Annotated in this window: 21 protein-coding genes and 1 riboswitch; of the genes, 11 read left to right on the top strand and 10 right to left on the bottom strand. The window is 72.0% G+C overall.

Going from position 1 to position 21,076, the window contains the following annotated elements:
• The first annotated feature begins 14 nt into the window (after positions 1–14).
• Positions 15–833 carry a bifunctional hydroxymethylpyrimidine kinase/phosphomethylpyrimidine kinase gene (thiD, locus tag CF165_RS44075; RefSeq protein ID WP_093953542.1) on the top strand — a complete coding sequence of 273 codons (819 nt, stop codon included), beginning with the start codon at positions 15–17 and terminating at the stop codon, positions 831–833.
• A 33-nt stretch (positions 834–866) separates the two neighbouring features.
• On the opposite strand, the gene CF165_RS44070 is transcribed toward thiD, so the two are convergent.
• The 4 genes from CF165_RS44070 to thiO all read right to left on the bottom strand — a co-directional run bounded on the left by CF165_RS44070 (position 867) and on the right by thiO (position 3,422).
• On the bottom strand, positions 867–1,295 hold the full coding sequence (locus CF165_RS44070) for a MarR family winged helix-turn-helix transcriptional regulator (protein ID WP_093953541.1): 429 nt from the start codon (positions 1,293–1,295) through the stop codon (positions 867–869).
• An 81-nt stretch (positions 1,296–1,376) separates the two neighbouring features.
• Positions 1,377–2,135, bottom strand: coding sequence for a thiazole synthase (locus tag CF165_RS44065; protein ID WP_093953540.1), 759 nt, complete (start codon positions 2,133–2,135; stop codon positions 1,377–1,379).
• 1 nt (position 2,136) lies between these two features.
• Entirely contained in the window at positions 2,137–2,337 is a 201-nt protein-coding gene (gene thiS, locus CF165_RS44060) for a sulfur carrier protein ThiS (RefSeq protein ID WP_093953539.1), read from the bottom strand.
• Entirely contained in the window at positions 2,337–3,422 is a 1,086-nt protein-coding gene (gene thiO / locus CF165_RS44055) for a glycine oxidase ThiO (protein WP_093953538.1), read from the bottom strand. Before thiO ends, thiS begins: the two co-directional genes overlap by 1 nt.
• Positions 3,416–3,521: riboswitch (TPP riboswitch) on the bottom strand. Its footprint overlaps the gene before it by 7 nt.
• Before the next feature lie 31 nt (positions 3,522–3,552).
• On the opposite strand from thiO, the gene thiE reads away from it, so the two are divergent.
• Positions 3,553–4,212 (top strand): thiamine phosphate synthase, encoded by a 660-nt coding sequence (gene thiE, locus CF165_RS44050; protein ID WP_093953537.1) that lies wholly within the window; start codon positions 3,553–3,555, stop codon positions 4,210–4,212.
• A 1-nt stretch (position 4,213) separates the two neighbouring features.
• Here thiE and CF165_RS44045 read toward each other — a convergent pair whose 3' ends face one another.
• Complete coding sequence (locus tag CF165_RS44045; protein WP_093953536.1) at positions 4,214–4,942, bottom strand: hypothetical protein; 729 nt, start codon at positions 4,940–4,942, stop codon at positions 4,214–4,216.
• 146 nt (positions 4,943–5,088) lie between these two features.
• Between CF165_RS44045 and CF165_RS44040 the strand changes: the two genes are divergently transcribed.
• Positions 5,089–6,036: a threonine ammonia-lyase gene (locus CF165_RS44040; protein ID WP_093953535.1), complete on the top strand. Its 948-nt coding sequence runs from the start codon at positions 5,089–5,091 to the stop codon at positions 6,034–6,036.
• 101 nt (positions 6,037–6,137) lie between these two features.
• Here the strand turns inward: CF165_RS44040 and CF165_RS44035 are convergent, their stop codons facing one another.
• A complete protein-coding gene (locus CF165_RS44035; protein WP_093953534.1) occupies positions 6,138–7,664 on the bottom strand; it encodes an MFS transporter in 1,527 nt (508 codons plus the stop codon).
• Between the two features lie 131 nt (positions 7,665–7,795).
• Positions 7,796–8,551: a GntR family transcriptional regulator gene (locus tag CF165_RS44030; RefSeq protein WP_020641758.1), complete on the bottom strand. Its 756-nt coding sequence runs from the start codon at positions 8,549–8,551 to the stop codon at positions 7,796–7,798.
• 148 nt (positions 8,552–8,699) lie between these two features.
• Here CF165_RS44030 and CF165_RS44025 point away from each other — a divergent pair, with 148 nt between their 5' ends.
• Both CF165_RS44025 and CF165_RS44020 read left to right on the top strand, forming a co-directional pair.
• Positions 8,700–9,746, top strand: a complete 1,047-nt coding sequence (locus tag CF165_RS44025; protein ID WP_093953533.1) for an SIS domain-containing protein — start codon at positions 8,700–8,702, stop codon at positions 9,744–9,746.
• Positions 9,743–10,699, top strand: coding sequence for an N-acetylglucosamine kinase (locus CF165_RS44020; RefSeq protein WP_093953532.1), 957 nt, complete (start codon positions 9,743–9,745; stop codon positions 10,697–10,699). The genes CF165_RS44025 and CF165_RS44020 overlap by 4 nt, the downstream gene beginning before the upstream one ends.
• 110 nt (positions 10,700–10,809) lie before the next feature.
• On the opposite strand, the gene CF165_RS44015 is transcribed toward CF165_RS44020, so the two are convergent.
• Positions 10,810–11,472 carry a DUF3159 domain-containing protein gene (locus CF165_RS44015; protein WP_093953531.1) on the bottom strand — a complete coding sequence of 221 codons (663 nt, stop codon included), beginning with the start codon at positions 11,470–11,472 and terminating at the stop codon, positions 10,810–10,812.
• 268 nt (positions 11,473–11,740) lie between these two features.
• Between CF165_RS44015 and CF165_RS44010 the strand changes: the two genes are divergently transcribed.
• The 6 genes from CF165_RS44010 to CF165_RS43985 all read left to right on the top strand — a co-directional run bounded on the left by CF165_RS44010 (position 11,741) and on the right by CF165_RS43985 (position 16,641).
• Positions 11,741–12,553, top strand: coding sequence for an SGNH/GDSL hydrolase family protein (locus tag CF165_RS44010; protein ID WP_093953530.1), 813 nt, complete (start codon positions 11,741–11,743; stop codon positions 12,551–12,553).
• 579 nt (positions 12,554–13,132) lie between these two features.
• A complete protein-coding gene (locus CF165_RS44005) occupies positions 13,133–13,870 on the top strand; it encodes an OmpA family protein (RefSeq protein ID WP_205661163.1) in 738 nt (245 codons plus the stop codon).
• Between the two features lie 14 nt (positions 13,871–13,884).
• Positions 13,885–14,256: a hypothetical protein gene (locus CF165_RS44000; protein ID WP_093953529.1), complete on the top strand. Its 372-nt coding sequence runs from the start codon at positions 13,885–13,887 to the stop codon at positions 14,254–14,256.
• 55 nt (positions 14,257–14,311) lie between these two features.
• On the top strand, positions 14,312–14,788 hold the full coding sequence (locus CF165_RS43995; protein WP_093953528.1) for a DUF6932 family protein: 477 nt from the start codon (positions 14,312–14,314) through the stop codon (positions 14,786–14,788).
• Positions 14,785–15,669 (top strand): hypothetical protein, encoded by an 885-nt coding sequence (locus CF165_RS43990; protein WP_093953527.1) that lies wholly within the window; start codon positions 14,785–14,787, stop codon positions 15,667–15,669. Before CF165_RS43995 ends, CF165_RS43990 begins: the two co-directional genes overlap by 4 nt.
• Before the next feature lie 306 nt (positions 15,670–15,975).
• The gene (locus CF165_RS43985; protein ID WP_093953526.1) at positions 15,976–16,641 is read left to right on the top strand and encodes a hypothetical protein; all 666 of its coding nucleotides are present in this window, start codon (positions 15,976–15,978) and stop codon (positions 16,639–16,641) included.
• A gap of 341 nt (positions 16,642–16,982) precedes the next feature.
• Here CF165_RS43985 and CF165_RS43980 read toward each other — a convergent pair whose 3' ends face one another.
• Both CF165_RS43980 and thpD read right to left on the bottom strand, forming a co-directional pair.
• Entirely contained in the window at positions 16,983–19,730 is a 2,748-nt protein-coding gene (locus CF165_RS43980) for an AfsR/SARP family transcriptional regulator (RefSeq protein ID WP_093953557.1), read from the bottom strand.
• A 433-nt stretch (positions 19,731–20,163) separates the two neighbouring features.
• Positions 20,164–21,066, bottom strand: coding sequence for an ectoine hydroxylase (thpD, locus tag CF165_RS43975; protein WP_093953525.1), 903 nt, complete (start codon positions 21,064–21,066; stop codon positions 20,164–20,166).
• Positions 21,067–21,076: the final 10 nt, after the last annotated feature.

Genomic DNA, 21,076 nt, shown 5'->3' with positions numbered 1-21,076 from the left:
AAGTCGGGAAAACCATGATCCCTTCGGCGCTGACCATCGCCGGGTCGGACTCCGGCGGTGCCGCCGGGCTGCAGGCGGACCTCCGCACGTTCCTGACCTGTGGCGTGCACGGCCTGGTCGCGGTCACCGCCGTCACCGTCCAGAACACCCTCGGCGTGCACGACCGCGCCGACCTGCCGCCGCACATCGTGGCCGGGCAGATCGAGGCCGTGGCGGCGGACATGGGCGTCGGCGCGGCGAAGACCGGCATGCTGGCCTCGGCCGAGATCATCCACGCGGTCGCCACGGCGTGCGACAACGCCGAAATCGGGCGCGACGCGAAGATCCCGTTCGTCGTCGACCCGGTGGCCGCGTCGATGCACGGCCACCCGCTGTTCGACGAGGCGGGTCTGCACGCCCTGCGCGACGAGCTGCTGCCGCGCGCGACCGTGCTGACCCCGAACCTCGACGAGGTCCGGCTGCTCACCGGGATGACCGTGACCGACCGGGACGGCATGCACACCGCGGCCGTCGTCCTGCACCGGATGGGCCCGCGGTACGTCCTGGTCAAGAGCGGGCACCTGCAGGCCGACCCCGAGTGCGTCGACCTCCTCTTCGACGGCTCGACGTTCGTGGAGCTGCCGGGGCAGCGGTACCCGACCCCGCACACGCACGGCGCAGGCGACACGATGGCGTCCGCGCTCACCGCGGGCCTGGCCAAGGGGATGTCCGTGGTCGAGGCCGCGCGGTACGGCAAGTGGTTCGTCTCGCACGCCGTCGAGCACGCCTACCCGATGGGGGCCAAGGTCGGCCCGGTCTCGGCGTTCTGGCGGCTGGCGCCCGAGGAGCGCTGAGTACCCGCCCGGCGAGCTGCGGCAGAAAGCCGCCTAGTCCTCCGCGATCAGGGCCTCAAGGGCCGGAATAGCCGCCGTCAGTGCGTCCCGGTGCTCGGGTGAAAGCCGGTCGAGGCGCCGGTTCAGCTCCTGCACCCGGGTCGACCGGACGCCGGAGACGAGCCGCTCGCCCTCTTCGGTGGCCTTCGCCAGCCACGCCCGCCGGTCGACCGGGTCGGACTCACGGCTGACGTACCCCGCCTCGACCAGGGACGCGATGATCCGCGACATGGTCGCCGCGGCGACGCCCTCCTTGGCCGCGAGGTCGCCGAGCCGGAGCTGGCCCGCGTGCACCAGCGTGGCCAGCGCCGAGATGGCGCCGTGGCCCGGTCCGGGCACACCCGCCTGCCGCAGTGACCGGGACAGCCTGCCGACGGCGAGGTACAACCTGCCCGAGACGTCCTGGACCGATGTGCTGGTCACGGCTGGCTCCTTCTGCCCTCACCGGAAATGCCGTCCACCTTACGGGCTCGTGGTGCGCGCTCGGCGTGAAGGCACTCCGGTTCACCGGGGTGGACTCGACGCCTGCGCCCAGAAGCGCTGCGGCACCCGGCCCGCACCTCGGGCCAGGTGACCGGCGACGACGGCCGAGCGCATCGCCGAGGCCATCCGTTCGGGGTCCGCCGCCCGGGTGACGGCGGTGGACAGCAGGACGGCGTCACAGCCGAGCTCCATCGCCAGCGTCGCGTCCGACGCCGTGCCGATTCCGGCGTCCAGGATCACCGGCACGCCCGCCCGCGAAACGATCAGCTCGATGTTGTGCGGATTCCGGATGCCGAGGCCGGTGCCGATCGGCGCACCCAGCGGCATCACGGCGGCGCAGCCGGCCTCTTCCAGGCGCAGCGCGAGCACGGGGTCGTCATTCGTGTAGGCGAACACCGTGAACCCGTCGGCGGCCAGCCGTTCGGCGGCGTCGAGGGTCTCGATCGGGTCCGGCAGCAGCGTCCGGTCGTCGGCGTGCACCTCGAGCTTGATCAGGTCGGTCTCGAGCGCCTCGCGCGCGAGCTGCGCGGTCAGGACGGCTTCGGCGGCCGTGCGGCAGCCCGCGGTGTTCGGCAGCAGCTCGATGCCGAGCCTTTTGAGGAGTTCGAGGACGCCGGAGCCGCCTTCGGCGTCGGCGCGGCGCATGGCGACGGTGGTCAGCTCGGTCCCGGACGCGACCAGCGCGCGTTCGAGGACGGCGAGGTTGGCCGCGCCGCCGGTGCCGATGATCAGCCGGGACGTCAGCTTGCAGGTGCCGATGACCAGTGGTTCTTCGTCCATTTCAGCCTCCCTGGACCGCGGTGAGCACGTCGACGCCCGCCCCCTTGGGCAGGGCGGTCGCCGACCAGTCGGCGCGGCGGACGACGACGCCGTCGACCGCGACGGCGATCCCGGGCCGCTGCCCGCCGGTGGCGTCGAGGACGTCGGCGACGGTCGCGCCGTCGGGGAACTCCGTCCATTCGCCGTTGACCTTGATCTCCATCAGACGTGCTCCTCCTGGTGCAGGCGGGCGGGCGAGGCGGCTTCGGTGCCTTCGGGCGGCTTCTCCCCCTCGAGCCAGGCGACCACGGCGTCCGCGGTCACGGGGGCCATCAGCAGGCCGTTGCGGTGGTGCCCGGTGGCGGCAAAAACACTGCCGTCCAAGGCTCCGAGGTACGGCAGCGCGTCCCGGCTGCCGGCCCGCAGGCCGGCGGCGGTCTCGACCAGCTCGTACTCGGTGATCGCGGGGAAGACGCGTTCGGCGCCCTCGATCAGCTCGCGCACGCCGCGGGCGGTGACGGCCTGGTCGAAGCCGGCCTCGTACTGGGTGGCGCCGAGGACGAGCTCCTGGTCACCACGCGGGACGAGGTAGATGGGGCGGCCTTCGACGACGGCCCGGACGGTGTGCGACGGCGGCGGCAGGCAGCCGCGGCGGGGTCGCAGCCGGAGGATCTCGCCCTTGAGCGGGCGGACGGCGTCGGCGAGCCGGGGGTGCAGCCGCCCGGTCCAGGCGCCCGCGGCGAGCACCACGGCTTCGGCGTCCGGGAGTTCTTCGACGCGCTCACGGATGAACCGGACGTTGTGCTTTTGACAGGCCGCGTACAGCGCGTTGAGGAGCTTTCGGTTGTCCACGGCCAGGTCGCCGGGCACATGGAGTCCACTTCGGACGGACCCGACACCGGGCTCGAGCCGCTTGGCCTCCCGGCCGGTGAGCCGCTCGGCGGCGCGGCCGATCGAGTGCAGGTACCCGGCGAGGATGTCGAGGTGCCCGGCGTCGGCGCTGTCGAAGGCGACGACGAGCGTCCCGTGCCCGGCCAGCCCGGGGTCGACGCCCTCTTGCGCGAGGTCGCGCGCGAAGCCGGGCCAGCGTTCGAGGGACTCTTCGCCGAGGCGGAGGACGTCCTCCTCGCCCGGCCAGGCCTCGGTGATGGGGGCGAGCATGCCCCCGGCCAGCCAGGACGCGCCACCGCGGACGGGTTCGGGGTCGTAGAGGGTGACTTGGTGGCTTTTCGCGGCAGCACGCCACGCCGCGGACAGGCCGATCACGCCGCCGCCCACCACTGCCAGGTTCGTCGTCAGGTTCGTCATGGAATCACGCTCCCTGCGCCGGCATGACCCGGATCAGGTTCCACGGTCGGAGCGGCAGCTCCCTCTCAGCCCGTGCCTCGGGCTCCCGTGCGGACGCGCCCAGCCTAGCTCGCCGGGTACGGTCGCCGCTATGCCCGCCCTCTCCGGTGACAAGATCCGCGCCCGCCTCGACGCGGCGCGCCTGTACCTGTGCACGGACGCCCGAACGCACCGCGGTGACCTGGCCGCGTTCGCGGACGCGGCCCTCTCCGGCGGCGTCGACATCATCCAGCTGCGCGACAAGACCGGCGCCTTGGAGGCGGCCGGCGAGATCGCGGCGCTGGAGGTCCTGGCCGAGGCGTGCGCCCGGCACGGAGCGTTGCTGTCGGTGAACGACCGCGCCGACGTGGCCCTGGCCGTGGGAGCCGACGTGCTCCACCTGGGCCAGGACGACATCCCGGTGCCGCTGGCCCGGCGGATTCTCGGCGAAGAAGTCGTCATCGGCCGGTCGACGCACTCGCTCGACCAGGCTCTTTCCGCCGCCGCGGAGCCCGGGGTGGACTACTTCTGCACGGGCCCCTGCTGGCCGACGCCGACGAAGCCGGGCCGCCCGGCACCGGGCCTGGACCTGGTGCGCGCGACCGCGGCCTGGACCCCGGACCGGCCGTGGTTCGCGATCGGCGGCATCGACGGCGACCGGCTGCCGGAGGTCCTCGACGCGGGAGCGTCCCGGATCGTGGTGGTCCGGGCGATCACCGAGGCCGAGGACCCCGCCGCCGCGGCCCGCGAGCTGCGCGCCCGCCTGCCCTGACTCAGGGCGTCGGCGTCGCGGCGGCGCCCTTGCTGGTCGGCGGCGTCGCCGTCGTGGCCGGGGCCGAGGTCGACGGCTGCTGCGTCGTCGTGCTCGGGGTCGGCGTCGGGGACTCCGACGAGGTCGTCGGGGCCGTCGACGTGTCCGAGGGGGGCGTGGTCGTCTCCGTCGGGGACACCTGCGTGTCGTCCGTCGGGGCCGTCGGGGTCGTCGACGGGGTCTTGTCCGGCTGGCCGCCTCCACCGCCGAAGATCTTTCCGATGCTCGAACCCGTGCCGCCGGCGACCTTCCCGTCGGTCGCCGATTCGACGCCGACGATCGACACGATCGCCACCACGAAAGCCGCCGCGCTCGTGCCGATGATCAGCGGCCAGCGCAGCTTCCGCAGCCGCGCGGACAGCTTCGTCTCGTCCGCGGGCGGTTTGAGCTGGACCGTCGGCTGGTCGGTGATGTCCACGGCGGGCCCTCGGCGCCGGATTCCCGACGTCGCCAGCTGGCGCGCCTTGAGCGCCGCTTCGCGGGTGCGCTGCAGCGAGCGCAGGTACAGCTCACTGCCGACCGTCGACACCACGCTCGCCACGCCGGCGCCGGCCACTGTGCCCGCCACGCCCAGCGTCGATCCGAGCAGCGCCGCGGTCACCGCCGCCAGCGCCGCCGCCATGACCTGGGCGATCCGCAGGCCCGGCTTCTCTTCCTTCTCCTCCGATGTCGCTACGTTCTCCTTGCTCATGATCCCGATCTAGGTAGTCGTCTTCTCCCCTGTCCAACGTCTAAGGCGCGCGAGGAACTCCCTACGTTGCCAGTGCGTGAGGAGCACCACTCCGTCTGTCCAAAATAGACACTCCAGACCGAACAGTTTCTTGACATACTCGGCAGATGGAACTGGTGACGATCTCAGACATCGAGGCCGCCGCGAAGCGCGTCCAAGGTGTCGCAGTGCGCACGCCCCTGCTGCTCCAGACATGGGATCCCCGCAAGACCCTGTGGCTCAAACCCGAGAATCTGCAACCGGTCGGCGCGTTCAAGGTGCGCGGCGCGTTCACCGCGATCAGCGCCCTCGACGACGCCGTCCGCGCCCGCGGCGTGATCGCCTTCTCGAGTGGCAACCACGCGCAGGCGGTCGCGTACGCCGCGCAGCGGTACGGCGTGCCCGCGGTCATCGTCGTGCCGGACGTCGCGCCGCGGATCAAGGTCGCCGCCACCCGGTCGTACGGCGCCGAAGTGATCGAGGTGCCGATCAGCGAACTCGAGGCGAAAACGCACGAACTGGCCATCGAACGCGGGCTGACCCTCGTGCCGCCCTTCGACGACGCGGCCATCATCGCCGGGCAGGGCACGGTCGGCCTCGAGATCGCCGAGGACCTGCCGAACGTCGAGGTCGTGCTCGTGCCGGTGAGCGGCGGCGGGCTGGCCTCCGGCGTCGGCACCGCGATCAAGGCCCGCTGCCCGCAGGCGCGCGTGATCGGCGTCGAGCCCGCGCTGGCCGCCGACACGACCGAGGGCCTGCGCCTCGGTCACCGGGTCGACTGGCCCGTGGCGGACCGGGCCCGCACGATCGCCGACGGCCTGCGCGCGCAGCCGTCCGACCTGACCTTCGCGCACCTGCGGAAGGTCGTCGACGACATGGTGACGGTCACCGAGGACGAGATCCGCGACGCCGTCCGCACGCTGGCCCGGCAGGCCCGGCTGGTGGCCGAGCCCAGTGGCGCCGTGACGACGGCGGCGTACCTGTCCCACGCCGGCGAGCTGCCCGCCGGCCGCACGGTGGCGATCGTCTCCGGGGGCAACGCGGACCCGGCGATGTTCGCCGAGATCCTCGCCTGACCAGTGGTCGCCTCAAGCGCCCCAATGTGGCGTTGGTTGCGTCCAACGCACCGAACGCCACATTGGGTGCGTTGGACGCAACGAACGCCACATTGGGGCGCTCAGGAGCCGGCGACCGGGGTCCTGCCCCTGCGGACGTGCGTCGGCGGGCCCTCGACGCCGCAGTGGTAGCACTCGCCCAGGTGGGGGCACTCGTCGTCGGGCTTCTCGGGCGCAGCCGGGGCCTCGAGAACGCCGTTGTGGATGCCCAGCGCGATCAGCCCGCCGGCGATCGCCAGCGCCGCGCAGATGACCAGCGCCGTCCGCCAGCCCGCGGTGAGCGCGACCGGGTCGGTGTACGCCTCGCCGGTCAGGCCGGCCGCGGCGGGCAGTACCGCCACCGCGAGCAGGCCGCCCGAGCGCGCGATGGCGTTGTTGACGCCGGAGGCGACGCCGGCGTAGCGGTCCGGGGCCGCGGCGAGCACCGTCGCGGTCACCGGGGCCACGACCGTCGCCAGGCCGAGCCCGAACACCACCACCGCCGGCAGCACCGTGCCGAGGTAGGACGCGCCGGGCGCGATGCGCAGCATCAGCAGCATCCCGATGCCGACGACGATCGGGCCGACGACCAGCTGCGTCCGCGGGCCGATGCGCTGCGCGAGCGCGCCGGAGCGGCCGGAGAGCAGCAGCATGATCACCGTCAGCGGCAGCCCGGCCAGGCCGGACGCGGTCGGCGAGTAGTGCAGCGAGACCTGCAGCTGCATCACCAGCAGCATCATGACGCCGCCGAGGGCCGCGTAGACGACGAACGTCAGGGCGTTGGAGAGCGTGAACGTGCGGTCGCCGAACAGCGACGGCGGCACGAGCGGTTCCGCCGAACGGTGCTGGACGAAGACGAACGCGGCCAGCCCGGCGAGGCCGAGGATGCCCGCGACCAGCACGATCGGGTCGCCGATGCCGCGGCCGGGCGCCTCGACGAGCGCCCCGGTGACCCCGGCGAGGCCGATGGCGCCGAGCGCGGCGGCGCCGAAGTCCGGGTGGCCGGTGGCGTCCGGGTCACGCGATTCGGGGACGAACTTCCGTGCCATGAGGACCACGGCGACGGCGATGGGCACGTTGATGAGGAACGCCAGCCGCCACGACCAGACCTGCACGAGGAAGCCGCCGAGCAGCGGCCCGGCGGCGGCCGCGATGCCGCCGAGGCCCGACCACGCGCCGATCGCGCGGGCACGGGCGTCGTGTGCGAAGGACGCCTGGAGGATCGCGAGCGACCCCGGCGTCAGGAGGGCGCCGCCGATGCCCTGCAGGATGCGCGTCGCGACGAGCATCTCGGTGGACGTCGCGGCGGCGCACAGCCCGGAGGCGACGCCGAACCAGACGACGCCGACGAGGTACATGCGGCGCCTGCCGTACCGGTCGCCCAGCGAACCGGCGACCAGGATGAGCGCGGCCAGCGCCAGCATGTAGCCGTCGAGGATCCACTGGAGCCCGGCGACGGAGGCGTTCAGCTCGGCGCCGATGCGGGGCAGGGCGACGTTGACGATGGTGCCGTCGAGCATCGCCATGCCCGACCCGAGGATCGTGGTCGTGAGCACGCCGCGCGCGGCGTGGGTGCCCCACCGGATCCCGGTGTCTTCAGACGCAGTCACCTTGAGAACCTTATTCAGCCGTCGGTCCGCGCAACAGCCACCGTAGGTGCGCGACCTGCGGCCCGTTGCGCCGACCTAGCCAGAATAAGGTTCTAACTCCATCGTGCCCGGAGGCGCCCGTCAACCGCGGATCACGGCAGCAGCGTCGTGACGAACTTGTAGCGGTCGCCGCGGTAGACCGAGCGGGCGAACTCGACCGGCTTCCCGTCCGTGGCGAACGAGTGGCGGGTCAGCATCAGCACCGGCATGCCGACGTCCGCGCCGAGCATCTCCGCTTCCTGCGGCCCCGCCAGCGACGTCTCGATCGTCTCTTCCGCGCGCTCGAGTTCGACGCCGTAGTGCTCGCGTAGAACGGCGTACAACGATCCGCCGGCCGAAACGTGCTTGCGCAGTCCGCGAAAACGGCCGAGCGGAAGGTGCGTCGTCTCCAGTGCCATCGGCTGGGAGTCGGCCAGTCGAAGCCGTCGAAGGCGAAGGATTTTCGCGCCCGTGCGGATTCCGAGCAGCTTCGCGAGGTCGCCCTCGACCGGCAGCTCCTCGACCTCGAGGAGCTTCGACGACGGCTTCAGGCCCTGCCTGCGCATGTCCTCGGTGTAGGACGACAGCTGGAGCCGCTGCGCGAGCTTCGGCTCGGCCGCGAAGGTGCCTTTGCCCTGCACACGGTGCAAACGGCCTTCGGCGGTCAGGTCGGCCAGCGCCTGGCGGACGGTGGTGCGGGAGACCGTGAACTCCCCGGCGAGCGCGCGTTCGGTGGGGATCGGCGACCCGGGCGGCAGCACGTCCAGGAGGTCGAGGAGGTGCTGTTTCAGCGCCCAGTACTTGGGCTCGCGCTGCCCGCGCATCCCGGCGACGGCGCCCGCCTCGCCCGTGGTGGTGGTCTCCAACATGCCCGGCTCCCTATGTCTTCCCTCATCGCACGCCACGTCCCCGTAAGAAACGTACCCTTTTCCCCAAACGCGCCGCCGCTATAACATTGGTCTAGACCTGACCGACGCCGCCTGAGTCCGGTACATAATGCCGGAGGTGGAGAGGAAAATGATGACCGAACAACGGCCCGGCGAGCACATGGCCGCGGAGATCGCCCAGCAGCCGGACGTCTTGGCGGGACTGGTGGCGCGTCAGGCGGAAATCGCGGGGGTGGCGGAAAAGATCTCACAACGGCCGCCGCGGTTCGCGTTGCTCGCCGCGCGTGGATCGAGCGACCACGCAGCGTTGTACGCGAAGTACCTGATCGAGGTACTTCTCGGCCTTCCGGCGGGTCTGGTTTCGCCTTCCACCGCGACGCTGTACGGCGCCCGGCCCGATCTGCGGGACGTGCTCTTCGTCACGGTCAGCCAGAGCGGCGGCTCGCCCGACCTGATCGAGGTGACCGAAACGGCGCGCCGCCAGGGCGCCCTGACCGTGTCCGTCACCAACACGCCGGACTCGCCGCTGCGGGCGGCTTCCGAGCTCGGCGTCGACATCGGCGCGGGCCTCGAGAAGGCCGTCGCCGCGACCAAGACGTACTCCGCGACGCTGATGGCGCTCTACCTGCTCATCGACGCGGTGCGCGGCGGCAAGGCGGCCGACGCCGAGAAGATCGGCGAACTCGCGCAGCAGACCCTCGACGGCGCCACCGAGGGCGTGCAGCGCGCGGTCGACCGGTACCGGTTCGTGAACCGCGTCCTCACCACCGCCCGCGGCTACTCCTACGCGACCGCGCTGGAGGCGTCGCTCAAGCTCGCCGAGACGAGCTACCTCGCCGCCCGCGCGTACAGCGGCGCCGACCTCCTGCACGGCCCGGTCGCCGCGGTCGACGACCAGACCGCCGTGCTCGCGCTGACCAGCGCCGGCCACGGCGCGGACGCGATGCGCGAGGTCATCGACGCCGTCGGCAAGCGCGGCGCGGACGTCGTCGCGGTCGGCTCGGCGTCGGCGGAGACCCCGGCGGCGCTGCGCATCGACGTCCCACAGACCGTCGAGGAGCTGGCGCCGATCCTGGAGATCCTGCCCGTCCAACGGATCGCCCTCGGCCTGTCGATCGCCCGCGGCGGCGACCCGGACAGCCCGCGTGGCCTGCTGAAGGTCACCAAGACCCGGTGAGCTTCGCGGTAGGCGTCGACGCCGGCGGCACGTCGACCAGGGCCGCCCTGGTCGACGCCGCCGGCGCGGTACTGGGGACCGGGCGCGGCGAAGGCGCCAACCCCAACGCGCACGCGCCCGAGGTCGCCGCGGGCCGGATCGCCGACGCGATCACCGCGGCGCTGGGCGCCCGCGCCCCCGGCGACGTGCGGGCGTGCGTCGTCGGCATGGCCGGGGTCAGCAAGCTCAGCGACCCGGACGTGGCGGCGGTGTTCGACGCGGCGTGGGCGCGGATCGGGCTCGCCGGGGTGGTCCGGACGGTCACCGACGCCGAAGTGGCGTACGCGTCGGCGACGCCGGCGCCGGACGGAACCGTCCTCGTCGCCGGCACGGGGTCGATCGCGGGCCGGATCCGGAAGCGCCGCCTCGCCGGCACCGCGGGCGGATACGGCTGGCTGCTGGGCGACGAGGGGTCCGCGTTCTGGCTCGGCCGCGAGGCCGTCCGTTCCACTTTGGAGGCACTCGGGCGCGGGCTCCCGCTCGACGGGCTGCCGTCGGCGGTGCTCGCCGCCGCATTCGGACCGTCCGGTTTGGACGTCCGAACCGACGCGGGACGGCTCGCCGCGTCGCGGGCGCTCATCACGACGGCCAACGCCGAGGCTCCCGTCCGGTTGGCCCGGTTCGCGCCGCTGGTGAGCGCGGCGCACGACGCGGGGGAGCCCGCGGCGCTCGAAATCGTCGCCCGCGCGGCCGGCCATCTGGTCGCGAACGCCCTCGCCGCGCGCGAGCCCGGCGAGTCGACTCCGGTCGTCCTCGTCGGCTCGGTGCTCACCGGCACCAGCCCGGTCGGCGCGCTCGTGCGCCGCGGATTGGCCGGCCTCGAGGTGCTGACCAGCTCCGATGGGGTGCTCGGGGCCGCCTGGCTGGCGGCCGTGGAGGCCTTCGGCGAGGGGACGCCGAGACCCCGGCCGTAAAGAGATTGAGCAAAACGCGGCGCAAAGACGCGAAACCGTCGACTGAACCCGGGTAGTCCGGGTAACGTAGGCAGTGGCCCCCGGACCCTCCCCCCTCGCCGGGGGCCGCCTTATGTCCTGGGTACGTCTTCCGGGCCAGTCTCAGGGGCCAGACGCAGGCCAGGATGCTCCGGCGGCAACGCCCGGTAGAGCACCCAGCCACTCACCGCGACGGTCAGCGCGACCAGCGGCCAGGACAGCACCGTCCGGGCGACGCCGAGCGCGATCACCTGACCGGACCACCACAGCAGGCCGTAAACCACCACCCGCAGCGTGTACTGGCCGAACACCCACACCCAGCTGGCCCGCGAGTACGCCTTCAGGAGCACCGGGTCACGCCGCCAGCGCGCCTTCTGCCCGAGCAGCAGGCCGACGACGACGCCGAGCAGCGGCCAGCGGACGATGATGCTGGCCGCCCACAGCAGGGCGCTGGCCATATTGGACATCAGCTGCAGCAGGAAGAAGTCCTGGGCGCGACCGGTGTGCAGGGCGATCAGCGCGGCGGCGACGACCGCGGCCAGGCTCACGACGAGCGCGCGGACCTTGGCGCCCCGCACGATCCGGTAGACGCCGAGCGCGATGGCGACCCCGATGGCGGCGCCGGCGCCCCAGGCGATCGACTGCCCGGCCGCGAGCCAGCCGGCGACGAAGCCGACGGGCGGGATACTGGCGTCGAGTGCGCCCCGGCGGCCACCGAGGATCTGCGTGAGCGACTCACGGGGTTCTCCGGACACGTCTCCAGCCTGCCGGATCACGCCCTGAACGCCCCGGGTGGGGAGATTTTCGCCACACCGGTGCCGGGTTTGCCGCCCAGTGTGCCGTTTCACGGCATGCCGAGGGTGAAGAGCGCGTAATACGGAGGCGGAGAAGGCCGACAAGATAAGACACTGTTACCGCAGGCTGAACCCGAGGTGGCGGTGGACGCATCGTGGGGGTGCGATAGTTGAGGTGTACAACTACATGTCGGGGTGTGTCGGCCGCAGGATGGGAAGGGGACCCAACGTGTACGGAATCGACAGCTACGTAGCCATCGGGGACAGCTTCACCGAGGGTCTCAACGACGACCTGCGGGACGGCTCCTTCCGGGGCTGGGCCGACCGGCTCGCGGAAATCCTGGCGGCGGGCCGGAGCGACTTCCGGTACGCCAACCTGGCGCTGCGGGGCAAGATGCTCGACGAGATCCTGGACGAGCAGCTGCCGCTCGCGCTGGAGCTGAAGCCCGACCTGGTGACGCTGTGCGCGGGCGGCAACGACATCATCGTGCCGGGGGCGGACGTCGACGCGGTCACAGAGCGCCTGGAGGAGGGCGTCGCCAGGCTGCGCGAGGCCGGGATCCCGGTGCTGATGTTCAACGGCCCGGACACCAAGGTGCTCTCGGTGATGTCGGTGCTGCGCGGCAAGGTGGCGATCTACAACACGAACCTGTGGGCGATCGCCGAACGCCACGGCGCCCGCATGGTCGACCTCTGGACGATGGACCCCCTGCACGACCGCCGCGCCTGGAGCGACGACCGCCTCCACTTCTCCCCGGAAGCCCACCGCCGCATCGCTCTGAGGGCGGCGGAGGTCCTGGGCATCCCCGCGGAAGACGACTGGCGCGAGCCGTGGCCGGCGGAAGTCATCCCCAGCCGCTGGATCGACTCGCGGCGTTCGGACCTGACGTGGACGAAGGTGCACCTGCTGCCCTGGATCCGGAGGCAGCTCCGGGGCGAGTCGATGGGAGACGGCTTGTCGCCGAAGCGGCCGAAGCTGGCCCCTTTGGTGCCGCTGGACGTGCTCGAGGTGCCCGACAACGCCCGGCAGCAGGCCAGCTGAGGAGTTCGGGTTCGTTCCCGTCGTGTCGTGAACGACTCGTTCATGGCGTCTGACGACAGGAAAGAGTCGTTCATGACCTCGCGAATCCGTCCGTAGGCGGACCTGGCCGGACCCGCCCGCCCTGGCAGGGTTCCGGCAAAGTCGTAGCGCCCCCTTTTCAGGTGCCTCACCGGCATGAACGGCACGCTGAAGACAAAACCGCACCCCACCCAGACCCCTCCCCGCAACCCCGATACGAAGCCAGAACACGGACGGTAGCGCCGGGTCAAGGCACGCTTTCCCGCCTTGACGCGGTACTACCGTCCGTAGTCACAATCCGGCTTCGGGGTGGTGAGCCAACGAGCGCTGTGCGAGCTACCCGCAACGACACGACTTCGCCGGAACCCCCCGCCCCGGAAACATCCCCCACCCGCCCTGGGGGGCGTGCCCAAGTCCAGTCTACCGGCCACCCCTGACGGAAAGTGCCGAACCGCTCACGACTCAGGCAGTTGTCCACATGTCGACTTGCCTGGGGACAACTTGTGGATCGCCACCCGGATTCAGGTCGCCATCCCGCGGCGCCCGGCTTACAGTCCCCTTATGTCCGGTGGTCGGCGCTGGATCCTCGTGGTCCCGATCGCGGTGCTGGTCACGGCACTGCTCGCGGGGGTCGTGACGTGGGTTCAGGCCGGGCACATCCAGCGGGACCTCGCCGGCCGGGCGCGGGCCGCGCTGGTCGCCGCCGGGTTGCCCGCCGGCGATGTCAGCTTCGACGGGCGGGATGCCACCCTCAGCGGCTTCCCGCCGTGGGACGCCCTGCGCGCACTCGATGTCGTCGAGGGCGTCGACGGTGTGCGGGCCGCCAGGTTCGACGGCGACGTCGTCCCGGTGGCCCCCAACCCGGCCCCGAGTCCGAGCAGCAGTGCGCCGCCGACCACGAGCAGCCCGCCGCCGACCACCAGCACCACCGCGCCGCCGCCCACCGACAAGGCCGGGGTGCAGGCCGAGATCGACCGGATGCTGACCGAGACACCGATCAGCTTCGTGCCGGACACCTCCCGGCTCACGCCCGAAGGCGAACAGGCCGCCCGCGACATCGCCATCGCGCTCGCCAAAGCGCCGGCGGACTTCCGGTACCGGGTCACCGGCCACGTCGCCCGCGGCCCCGGCGGCGAGAGCGCCGCGCTGAAGCTTTCGCGGGACCGCGCCCGGGCCGTCGCGCGGGTCCTCACCGCCAACGGGCTGACGACCAAGCGCGTGACCTACCGGGGGCTGGGCGACACCCGGCCGGCCACCGGCGGCGAAGAGGACCGGCGCGTCGAGATCACGGTCGTGTGAGGGGTGATGAGCAGATGATGTGGTTGTTCGGGGAGATCTGGCTGTGGCTGATCGTCGCCTTCGCCCTCGGCGCGCTCACCTCGTGGCTCCTGCTGCGCACCGTGCAACGCCCCAAGCCCGAGCCCCCGCCCGAGCCGCGGTACGAACCGGAGCCGGAACCGTCGGCGGCCGAGCAGACCCAGTTCATCCCCGCCGCCTGGGCGCAGCACCCGCCCAAGGAACCCGACCAGGACGTCGACGCCCCCGAGCCCGTCGGTCACCGCGAAGGACTGCTTCCGCTGCCGCCGCAGCGCGGGCCGGAAGCCGAGGACTGGCCCACCGAGGAGGAGCCGGCGTGGCCGGAGGCCGACCCGCAGTGGCCGCACCAGCCTGGGCGCGGCGGCTGACACCCATCCTGGTAAGTTCGGCTACGCACTGTGAGCGAGGGCTGAGGAGGGGTGTGTGGCGCTCCCCCATTGGACGTCGCAGCAGGTCCTGCCGCCGGGCCGGCACGCCGGAGACCTCGCCGACGTCTACGAACGCCTGGTGTTCGACGCCCCGCACCAGAACGACCGCGAGATCCTGTTCAGCGCGCTCAACAGCTACCTCGGCGTGGCCCGGCGGATCATCCCGTCCGGCCGGGCCTGGATCGGCGGCGAGCTCATCATGCGGACCGCACACCCCCCGCAAAGCCTCGACGTCGTCCTCATCCCGGACGAGTGGGGTGCCCTCAAGCGGCTCGACGACACCGGCCGGTCGGCGCTGTACGGCCTGCTCACTCTGCGCGGCGTGATCGTCGGGCAGCCCGCGATGTACCTCGACCAGGTCCAGCCGGTCGGGGGCATGCTGGACGGCTTCCTGTGCCGTCCCGGCGACGAGGACGTGTGGGCCGAGGTCTGGGCCGCGGGCGGCAGGGGCTACCCGGAGATGATCTGGTGAGGAACGAGTTCCGGCGCATCGCCGACGAGATCCCCGGCGGCACGTGGCTCGACGACCTGGCCCGCGCCTCGGCGATGGCGGCCAACGCCAAGTTCGAGCGGACGTCCCGTTCGCCGCTGCTGCACGTCTCGGTGATCGGCGAGCAGATCATCGACGCCTACACCTTCTCCGACATCAGCCGCGCCCTGCAGGACGCGACCGCCAAGATCGGGCACATCATCCGGAACCCGTCCGGCGAGGTCACCCAGGTCCAGCAGACCGACCGGGACAAGGCGCCGCTGATCCAGCGCGGCCAGGCGGGCAACGCGATCTTCTTCGGCTTCCCGGAGCTCGACGTCTCCGACGACGCGCTGATCGTCGACGGCATCGAGACGTTGTCCGAGCGCGCGGTCAAGGAGCTGTGCGACTTCCTGCCGGCGAACGGCTCGGACGACGGCGCGCTCGACGCCGTGCTGCTCCAGCGCGACACCGTCCGCAACGCCGTGAGCGACATCGTCAACGCCGTCGCGAAGAACGCCGGCATCGGGATGGCGCTGACCCCGACCTCGGGCGAGCAGGTCACGCGCAGCATGACGACCGAGCAGGCCCGGATCCTGCAGGGCAGCCTCCGCGAATCCCGCGAAGAGGTCGGCTACGAGACCGTGCGCGGGCGGCTCGACGGCGTCCGCACCCGGCGGCGCATCTTCTACCTCGACCGCGAGTCGGGCGGGACGATCCAGGGCGCCGTGGCGCCGGACCTGCTTGACGAGATCAAGGAGAACCTCGACCGGCCGGTGACGGCCCGGCTACGCGTCGTGCGCACGACGACGATCGACGGCCGCCGCGGGCGGCCCGTCTTCGAGCTTCTCGAAATCACTCCCGAAGTCAGTCTTTTCGACTGAGAAGTCCGGTATGCGACTTTCGTCTTGAACACCGGTACCTACGGTCGTCGTAGGCCTCACGGTGGTGCCGGGATGCCCGTACGGTATTTACGATACCCGCTGCGAGGTCGCGAAAGACCCTGTCGAACAGTGGGACTTCCGATATTCGTCCCATTGATCACCGGGCCACACCCTGCGCTCGATGTCAGGAAATACCGATACCTGACACAAAATGGTGGGACAATGACTTTTTCCAGAATGTAACAATTTCGTTCGTGGGCACTCTTATGGGTTAACGTCGTCGCACTCCCACCCGAAGGGGCCCGCATGATGACCGACCCGCAGTACCCGCCGACCACCGCGCGCCACGGCAGACCCGCGCCGCCGGTGACGGCCACGGAGCGTCGTCAGGCCAACGCGCGGCCCCGGCGGAACGTCCTCGCCATCGTCGGCCTGCCGCTCGGCCTGGCCGCCATCGTTGTCACGTTCGTCCCGGACGTCGAGTTCGTCGCATGGCCGCTGGGCGGGATCGGGCTCGTCCTGGCCATCATCGGGCTGACCCAGGTCAAAAAGGGCACCGTGGGCGACCGTGGGCTGGCGATCGCCGCCACCGCCGTCACGGCCGCCGCGCTGCTCACGACGGCCGGAGCGCTGCTGTACTCGACCTTCATCGGCGGCGGCGAGGGCGGGCTGCACCTGCCCGCGGTGGCCGCGGACAAGCACTCCGTGGTCTTTCAGGTCACCTCGGCGGGCGGCGCGACCGTCCGCTACGGCAGCCTCAGCGACCAGCGCACGGAAAACGCGCCCGCGAGCACCGACGCCTGGGAAGGCCAGGCGTCCTACAACAACGGCTCGTACCTGTTGACGCTCACCGCGGACACCCGCAATTCGAACGTGAACAACGTGATCAGCTGCGCGATTCTCGTCGACGGCAAGAAGGTCGCGGAAAACAGCGGAACGACGATCGCGCTCTGCACCGCGAACGTCGGCTGAAGTTCTGCGGCACGTTCATCGGCAGGTTTCCGCGGCGGGTCGCCTGGCGACCGGCCGGCCTACCCCCACGTCGGCCGGCCGGGCCGCCACGAGCCGCTCCTGGCGGCTCCCGGCCCCGCCGCGGTTTCCCGCGCGGGGCCCGGCGCCGGCGTCTCAGCCTGCCCCTCCCCTAGGGCTCTGCCGGCACCGCCGAACCTACGCGGACGCCGCCCACGCACACTAAGAATCCACTAAGGATTGACCGGCGCGAAGGGGTCGTGACCCATTCGCAACCGAAATTGTCTCCATAAATCCGAACGGCCGACAACGAGTTGTCGCAGTTTGAATGACCGGGAAAACCGTCACCGCAGTTCGGCGAGTTCGGCGCGCACCTCGCCGACGAGCTTCGGGTGCACCCGCTCGTAAATGCGCACCGACATCGCGAGTTGTTCACGCGCGCCGTCGATGTCGCCCTTGGCCCGCAGCACCCGGCCCAGGGTCAGCCGCAGCGCGCCCTCCCGCGCGACGAACTCGCGGCTGATCGCCAGGTCGATGGCCTCCCAGACGTACCGCTCGGCCGCCGCGTGGTCGCCGGCCCGCAGGCTGAGCTCGGCCAGCTTGTCCAGCGAGACGACGACCTGGCCGTCGTCGCCCAGTTCGCGGTCGACGCGCAGGCCGTCGAGCTGGTGGGCGATCGCGTCGGACAGCCGTCCCGCCCGCTTCTCCGCTTGGGCGCAGCTGCTGAGCGCTTGCCCGCGCAGCGTGACGTCGGGTGCTTCTTCGACGGCTTTGGCCAGCCGCTCGATGGCCTTGTCGTGCTCGCCGAGCCGGCTCAGCGCGCGGCCGAGGTGCAGGTCGGCCGAGGCGGCGAGCCGCTCGTCGGTGAGCCCGGCGGACAGCTCCGCCGCCCGCTCGGCGTCGGCGAGACCGAAGCCCGGCAGCTCGAAGGTCAGCGCGATCTCGCACCGCGCGAGCCGCAGCCAGCACTGCCCGGCGACGTCGCCCGCGGCTTCGGCGGCCTCGACGCCGAGGTCGGCCATCCGCGTCCACTCGTCCAGCAGCGGGCAGGCGACGCGGAAGGTGTGCCCGAGCCGGGCCAGCCGCCAGACGTCGTCGTGGCGGCCCGCGGCATACGCGGCGTCGAGGACCGCGAGAAGGTTGGGCCACTCGGCCGCGAACCAGTCGTGCGCCTCGGCGAAGCCGGTCAGCGGCGGCATCGCGTTGTCAGCGAGCACGCCCGTGAAGTCGAGCGGGTCGGTGACGCGGCCCAGCAGGCGCCGCGCCCGGTCGGCCACCGCCTGGTAGTAGCGGATCGTCCAGCCGAGTGCTTGGTCACGCTCCTTGTCGCCGAGCTCCTGTTCCGCGAGCTCACGCAGGTAGACCGAGACGAGGTCGTGCGGCACGAAGACGTCCCGCGCGGTCTCGGCGATGAGGTTGTGGGCGGCCAGCGCGCGCAGCCGCCGCCGGGCCTCGGCCACCGGGATCTGCGCGACCGCGGCCACCAGGTGCGGCCCGGCCATCACCCCGGGCACCGCGCCCAGCTGCAGGAACGTCTCGGCGATTTCGCCGGGCAGGCCGCGGAAGGAGACGTCGAACGCCGCGCGCACGCCGTCCTCGGCGCCCTCGACCTGCAGCCCCGCCAGCCGGGTGCGCTCGTTGCCGAGCTCGTCGACCAGCTCTTCCGCGGTGCGCTGGGCACTCGCCGAGAGCCGCGCGCCCGCGATCCGGAGCGCGAGCGGGAGGTAGCCGCACAGCCGCGCGAGGGCGTGGTTGAGGCTGGCCGGCCCGGCGAGCTCTTCGATGAGCGCCACGGCGTCGTCGGGCGGGAGCGTGCCGAGCACCCGCTGCTTGGCCGCGTTCGACACGGCCAGCCCGTCGAGGCGGGACCGGCTGGTCACCACCGTCATCGTCCGCGCGCTCGGCGGCAGCAGCGGGCGCACCTGCTCGGCGGTGCGGGCGTCGTCGAGCAGCACCAGCATCCGCCGTCCCGCGATCAGCGACCGGTACAGCGCGACGCGCTCGTGCAGCAGTTCCGGGATCCGCGCGGTTTCGACGCCGAGGCCGAGCAGGAACTGCGTGAGCAGCTCGGCCGGCTCCAGCGGCGGGTGGTGCGGGTCGAAGCCGCGCAGGGACGCGAACAGGACACCGTCCGGGAACCGCGGCGCGACCCGGTGCGCCCACCACACGACCAGCGTGCTCTTGCCGACCCCGGCGGTGCCGGTGACCACGGCGATCGTCGTCTGCCCGGCCTCGGCGCGGGTGACCAGGCCGTCGAGCCAGGCCAGCTCGTCGCCGCGGCCGGCCAGGCTGGGCACCGCGGCCGGCAGCTGCGAAATCGCTTTCGCGGGCTCGTCGACGACGGCCGGCGCGGGGACGTCCCGGGCCGGCAGGTCGTCGTTGAGCACCCGCTCGTGCAGCCAGCGCAGCTCGGCACCGGGCTCGACGCCCAGCGTGCGGAGGGTGGCGCGCGAGACGGTCCGGTACAGCTCGAGCGCGTCCCCGCGCCGCCCGGCGTGGTACAGCGCCCGCATCAGCTGCCCCGCGGTCCGCTCGGCCAGCGGGTCGGCCCGGACGATCGGGCTGAGCTCGACGATCAGCTCCGCGTGCCGGCCGAGTTCGAGGTCGGCGTCGACGCGGGCGCCGTGCACGGCGAGGCGGAGGTCCTCCAGCTCGGGGGCCTGCAGGGAGTCGGGCACCCCGCCCAGCGCGGGGCCCTGCCACAGCGCGAGCGCTTCGGCCAGCAGCGGGGCCGCGACCTCCGGGGTGGCCACCGCCGCGCGGTCGAACAGCGTGCGCGCCCGGTGGACGTCGATCCAGCCGGGCTCGGCGTCCAGCCGGTACCCCGGCGGGGTGGTCAGGATGCCGGGACCGTCGACTTCGCGCAGGATCCGCCGCAGGTGCGAGACGTTGCCGTGGACGATGGTCCGGGCGGTCGCCGGCGGGTTGTGGCCCCACAGCGCGTCGATGATCTCGTCGAGCCCCACGACCTTGCCGGTTTTGAGCGCCAGCAGCGCGAGCAGGCCGCGCACGCCGGGACCGCCGATCGGGACGGGGTCGTCGCCGAGGAACAGCTGGACCGGGCCGAGCAGCTGGAGCCGGGTTCGGGCCATGCTCGCGCCCACCTCCCCGGGTTTCGCGGTCTTCCGGCGTCGCCCTCGCCGGAACGTCAACCTACCGTGGTCACCGATTGTCGAGCAGGGCCGGTACCAGGTGTTTTGGCGCTTCTGCGGATTCCGCAGCGAGGACGCGGAGGACCTGCGACATCCCCTCCGGAAATGACACGACCCCGTACCACCGGTCCCGATCCGGTGGTACAGGGTCGTGGTGGAACTCCGGCCGGGCCGCCTGGGGGCGCGGTCCGCCCGTCCGCCACCGAGGGCTACCGGGCGGGTGGGCTCACCCCGAGCGAAGCACCGCCGGTCGTCCGCGAAGACGTGTTGCGCGGACCACACGTCCGCACGGTGGCGACACGGTAACAAAGCGCACCGGATCAGTCACCGCCGGGTCAGGCCGTGTCCCGAATGACCTTTTTCGCGAACACCCTCAACGCGAGATCGGCGTCGAATCGCGCCCGGCGATGAAGGCGGGCCGCGGGGTGCTCGCCGCGAACGGCTCCTGCAGGGCGTTCTCGACGCTGTTGAACACCAGGAAGATGTTCGAGCGCGGGTACGGGGTGATGTTGTTCCCCGAGCCGTGCATGATGTTCGAGTCGAACCACAGCGCCGAGCCGGCCTGGCCGGTGAACTGGTCGATGCCGTACTCGGCCGCCATCTTCGTGATGTCGTCCTCGGTCGGCACGCCGACCCGCTGGTCCTTGAGCGAGCTCTTGTAGTTGTCGTCCGGCGTCTCGCCGGCGCACTGGACGAACGTCCGGTGCGAGCCCGGCATGATCATCAGGCCGCCGTTGAACGGGTAGTTGTCCGTCAGCGCGATGGAGCAGCTGACCGCGCGCGGCGACGGCATGCCGTCCTCCGCGTGCCAGGTTTCGAAGTCCGAGTGCCAGTAGAACCCGGTGCCCTTGAACCCCGGCATGTAGTTGACGCGGCTCTGGTGGATGTACACCTCGGAGCCGAGCAGCTGCCGGGCCCGGTCCAGCACGCGCGGGTCGCGCACCAGCTCGGCGATCAGGGCCGAGATTTCGTGGACGTCGAAGATCGACCGGACCTCACCGGTCTTCGCCTCGGTGATCACGCGCTCGTCCCCGGCGAGCTCCCGGTCGCCGGCCAGCCGCACCAGCTCCTGCCAGTACGTCTGGACCTCCCCGACGGAGAGCATGTCCTCGACCACGGTGTAACCCTTGGTCTCGTGGTTCGCCAGCGTGGCGGCGTCGATCGGGCCGTCGGCTTCGGTACCCCACACGGTGGGGTGCACGCGCGGCAGGTGGGCCGGCGTACCGGTGATCCGGGTCGGGTAACCGTCGTCGACCCGGGTGTCCGTCAGCGTCACGAGCTTCGCC

The organism is Amycolatopsis vastitatis (assembly GCF_002234595.1).
In the GTDB taxonomy this organism is placed as follows: domain Bacteria; phylum Actinomycetota; class Actinomycetes; order Mycobacteriales; family Pseudonocardiaceae; genus Amycolatopsis; species Amycolatopsis vastitatis.
This window is presented reverse-complemented; position numbering and strand designations above follow the sequence as displayed.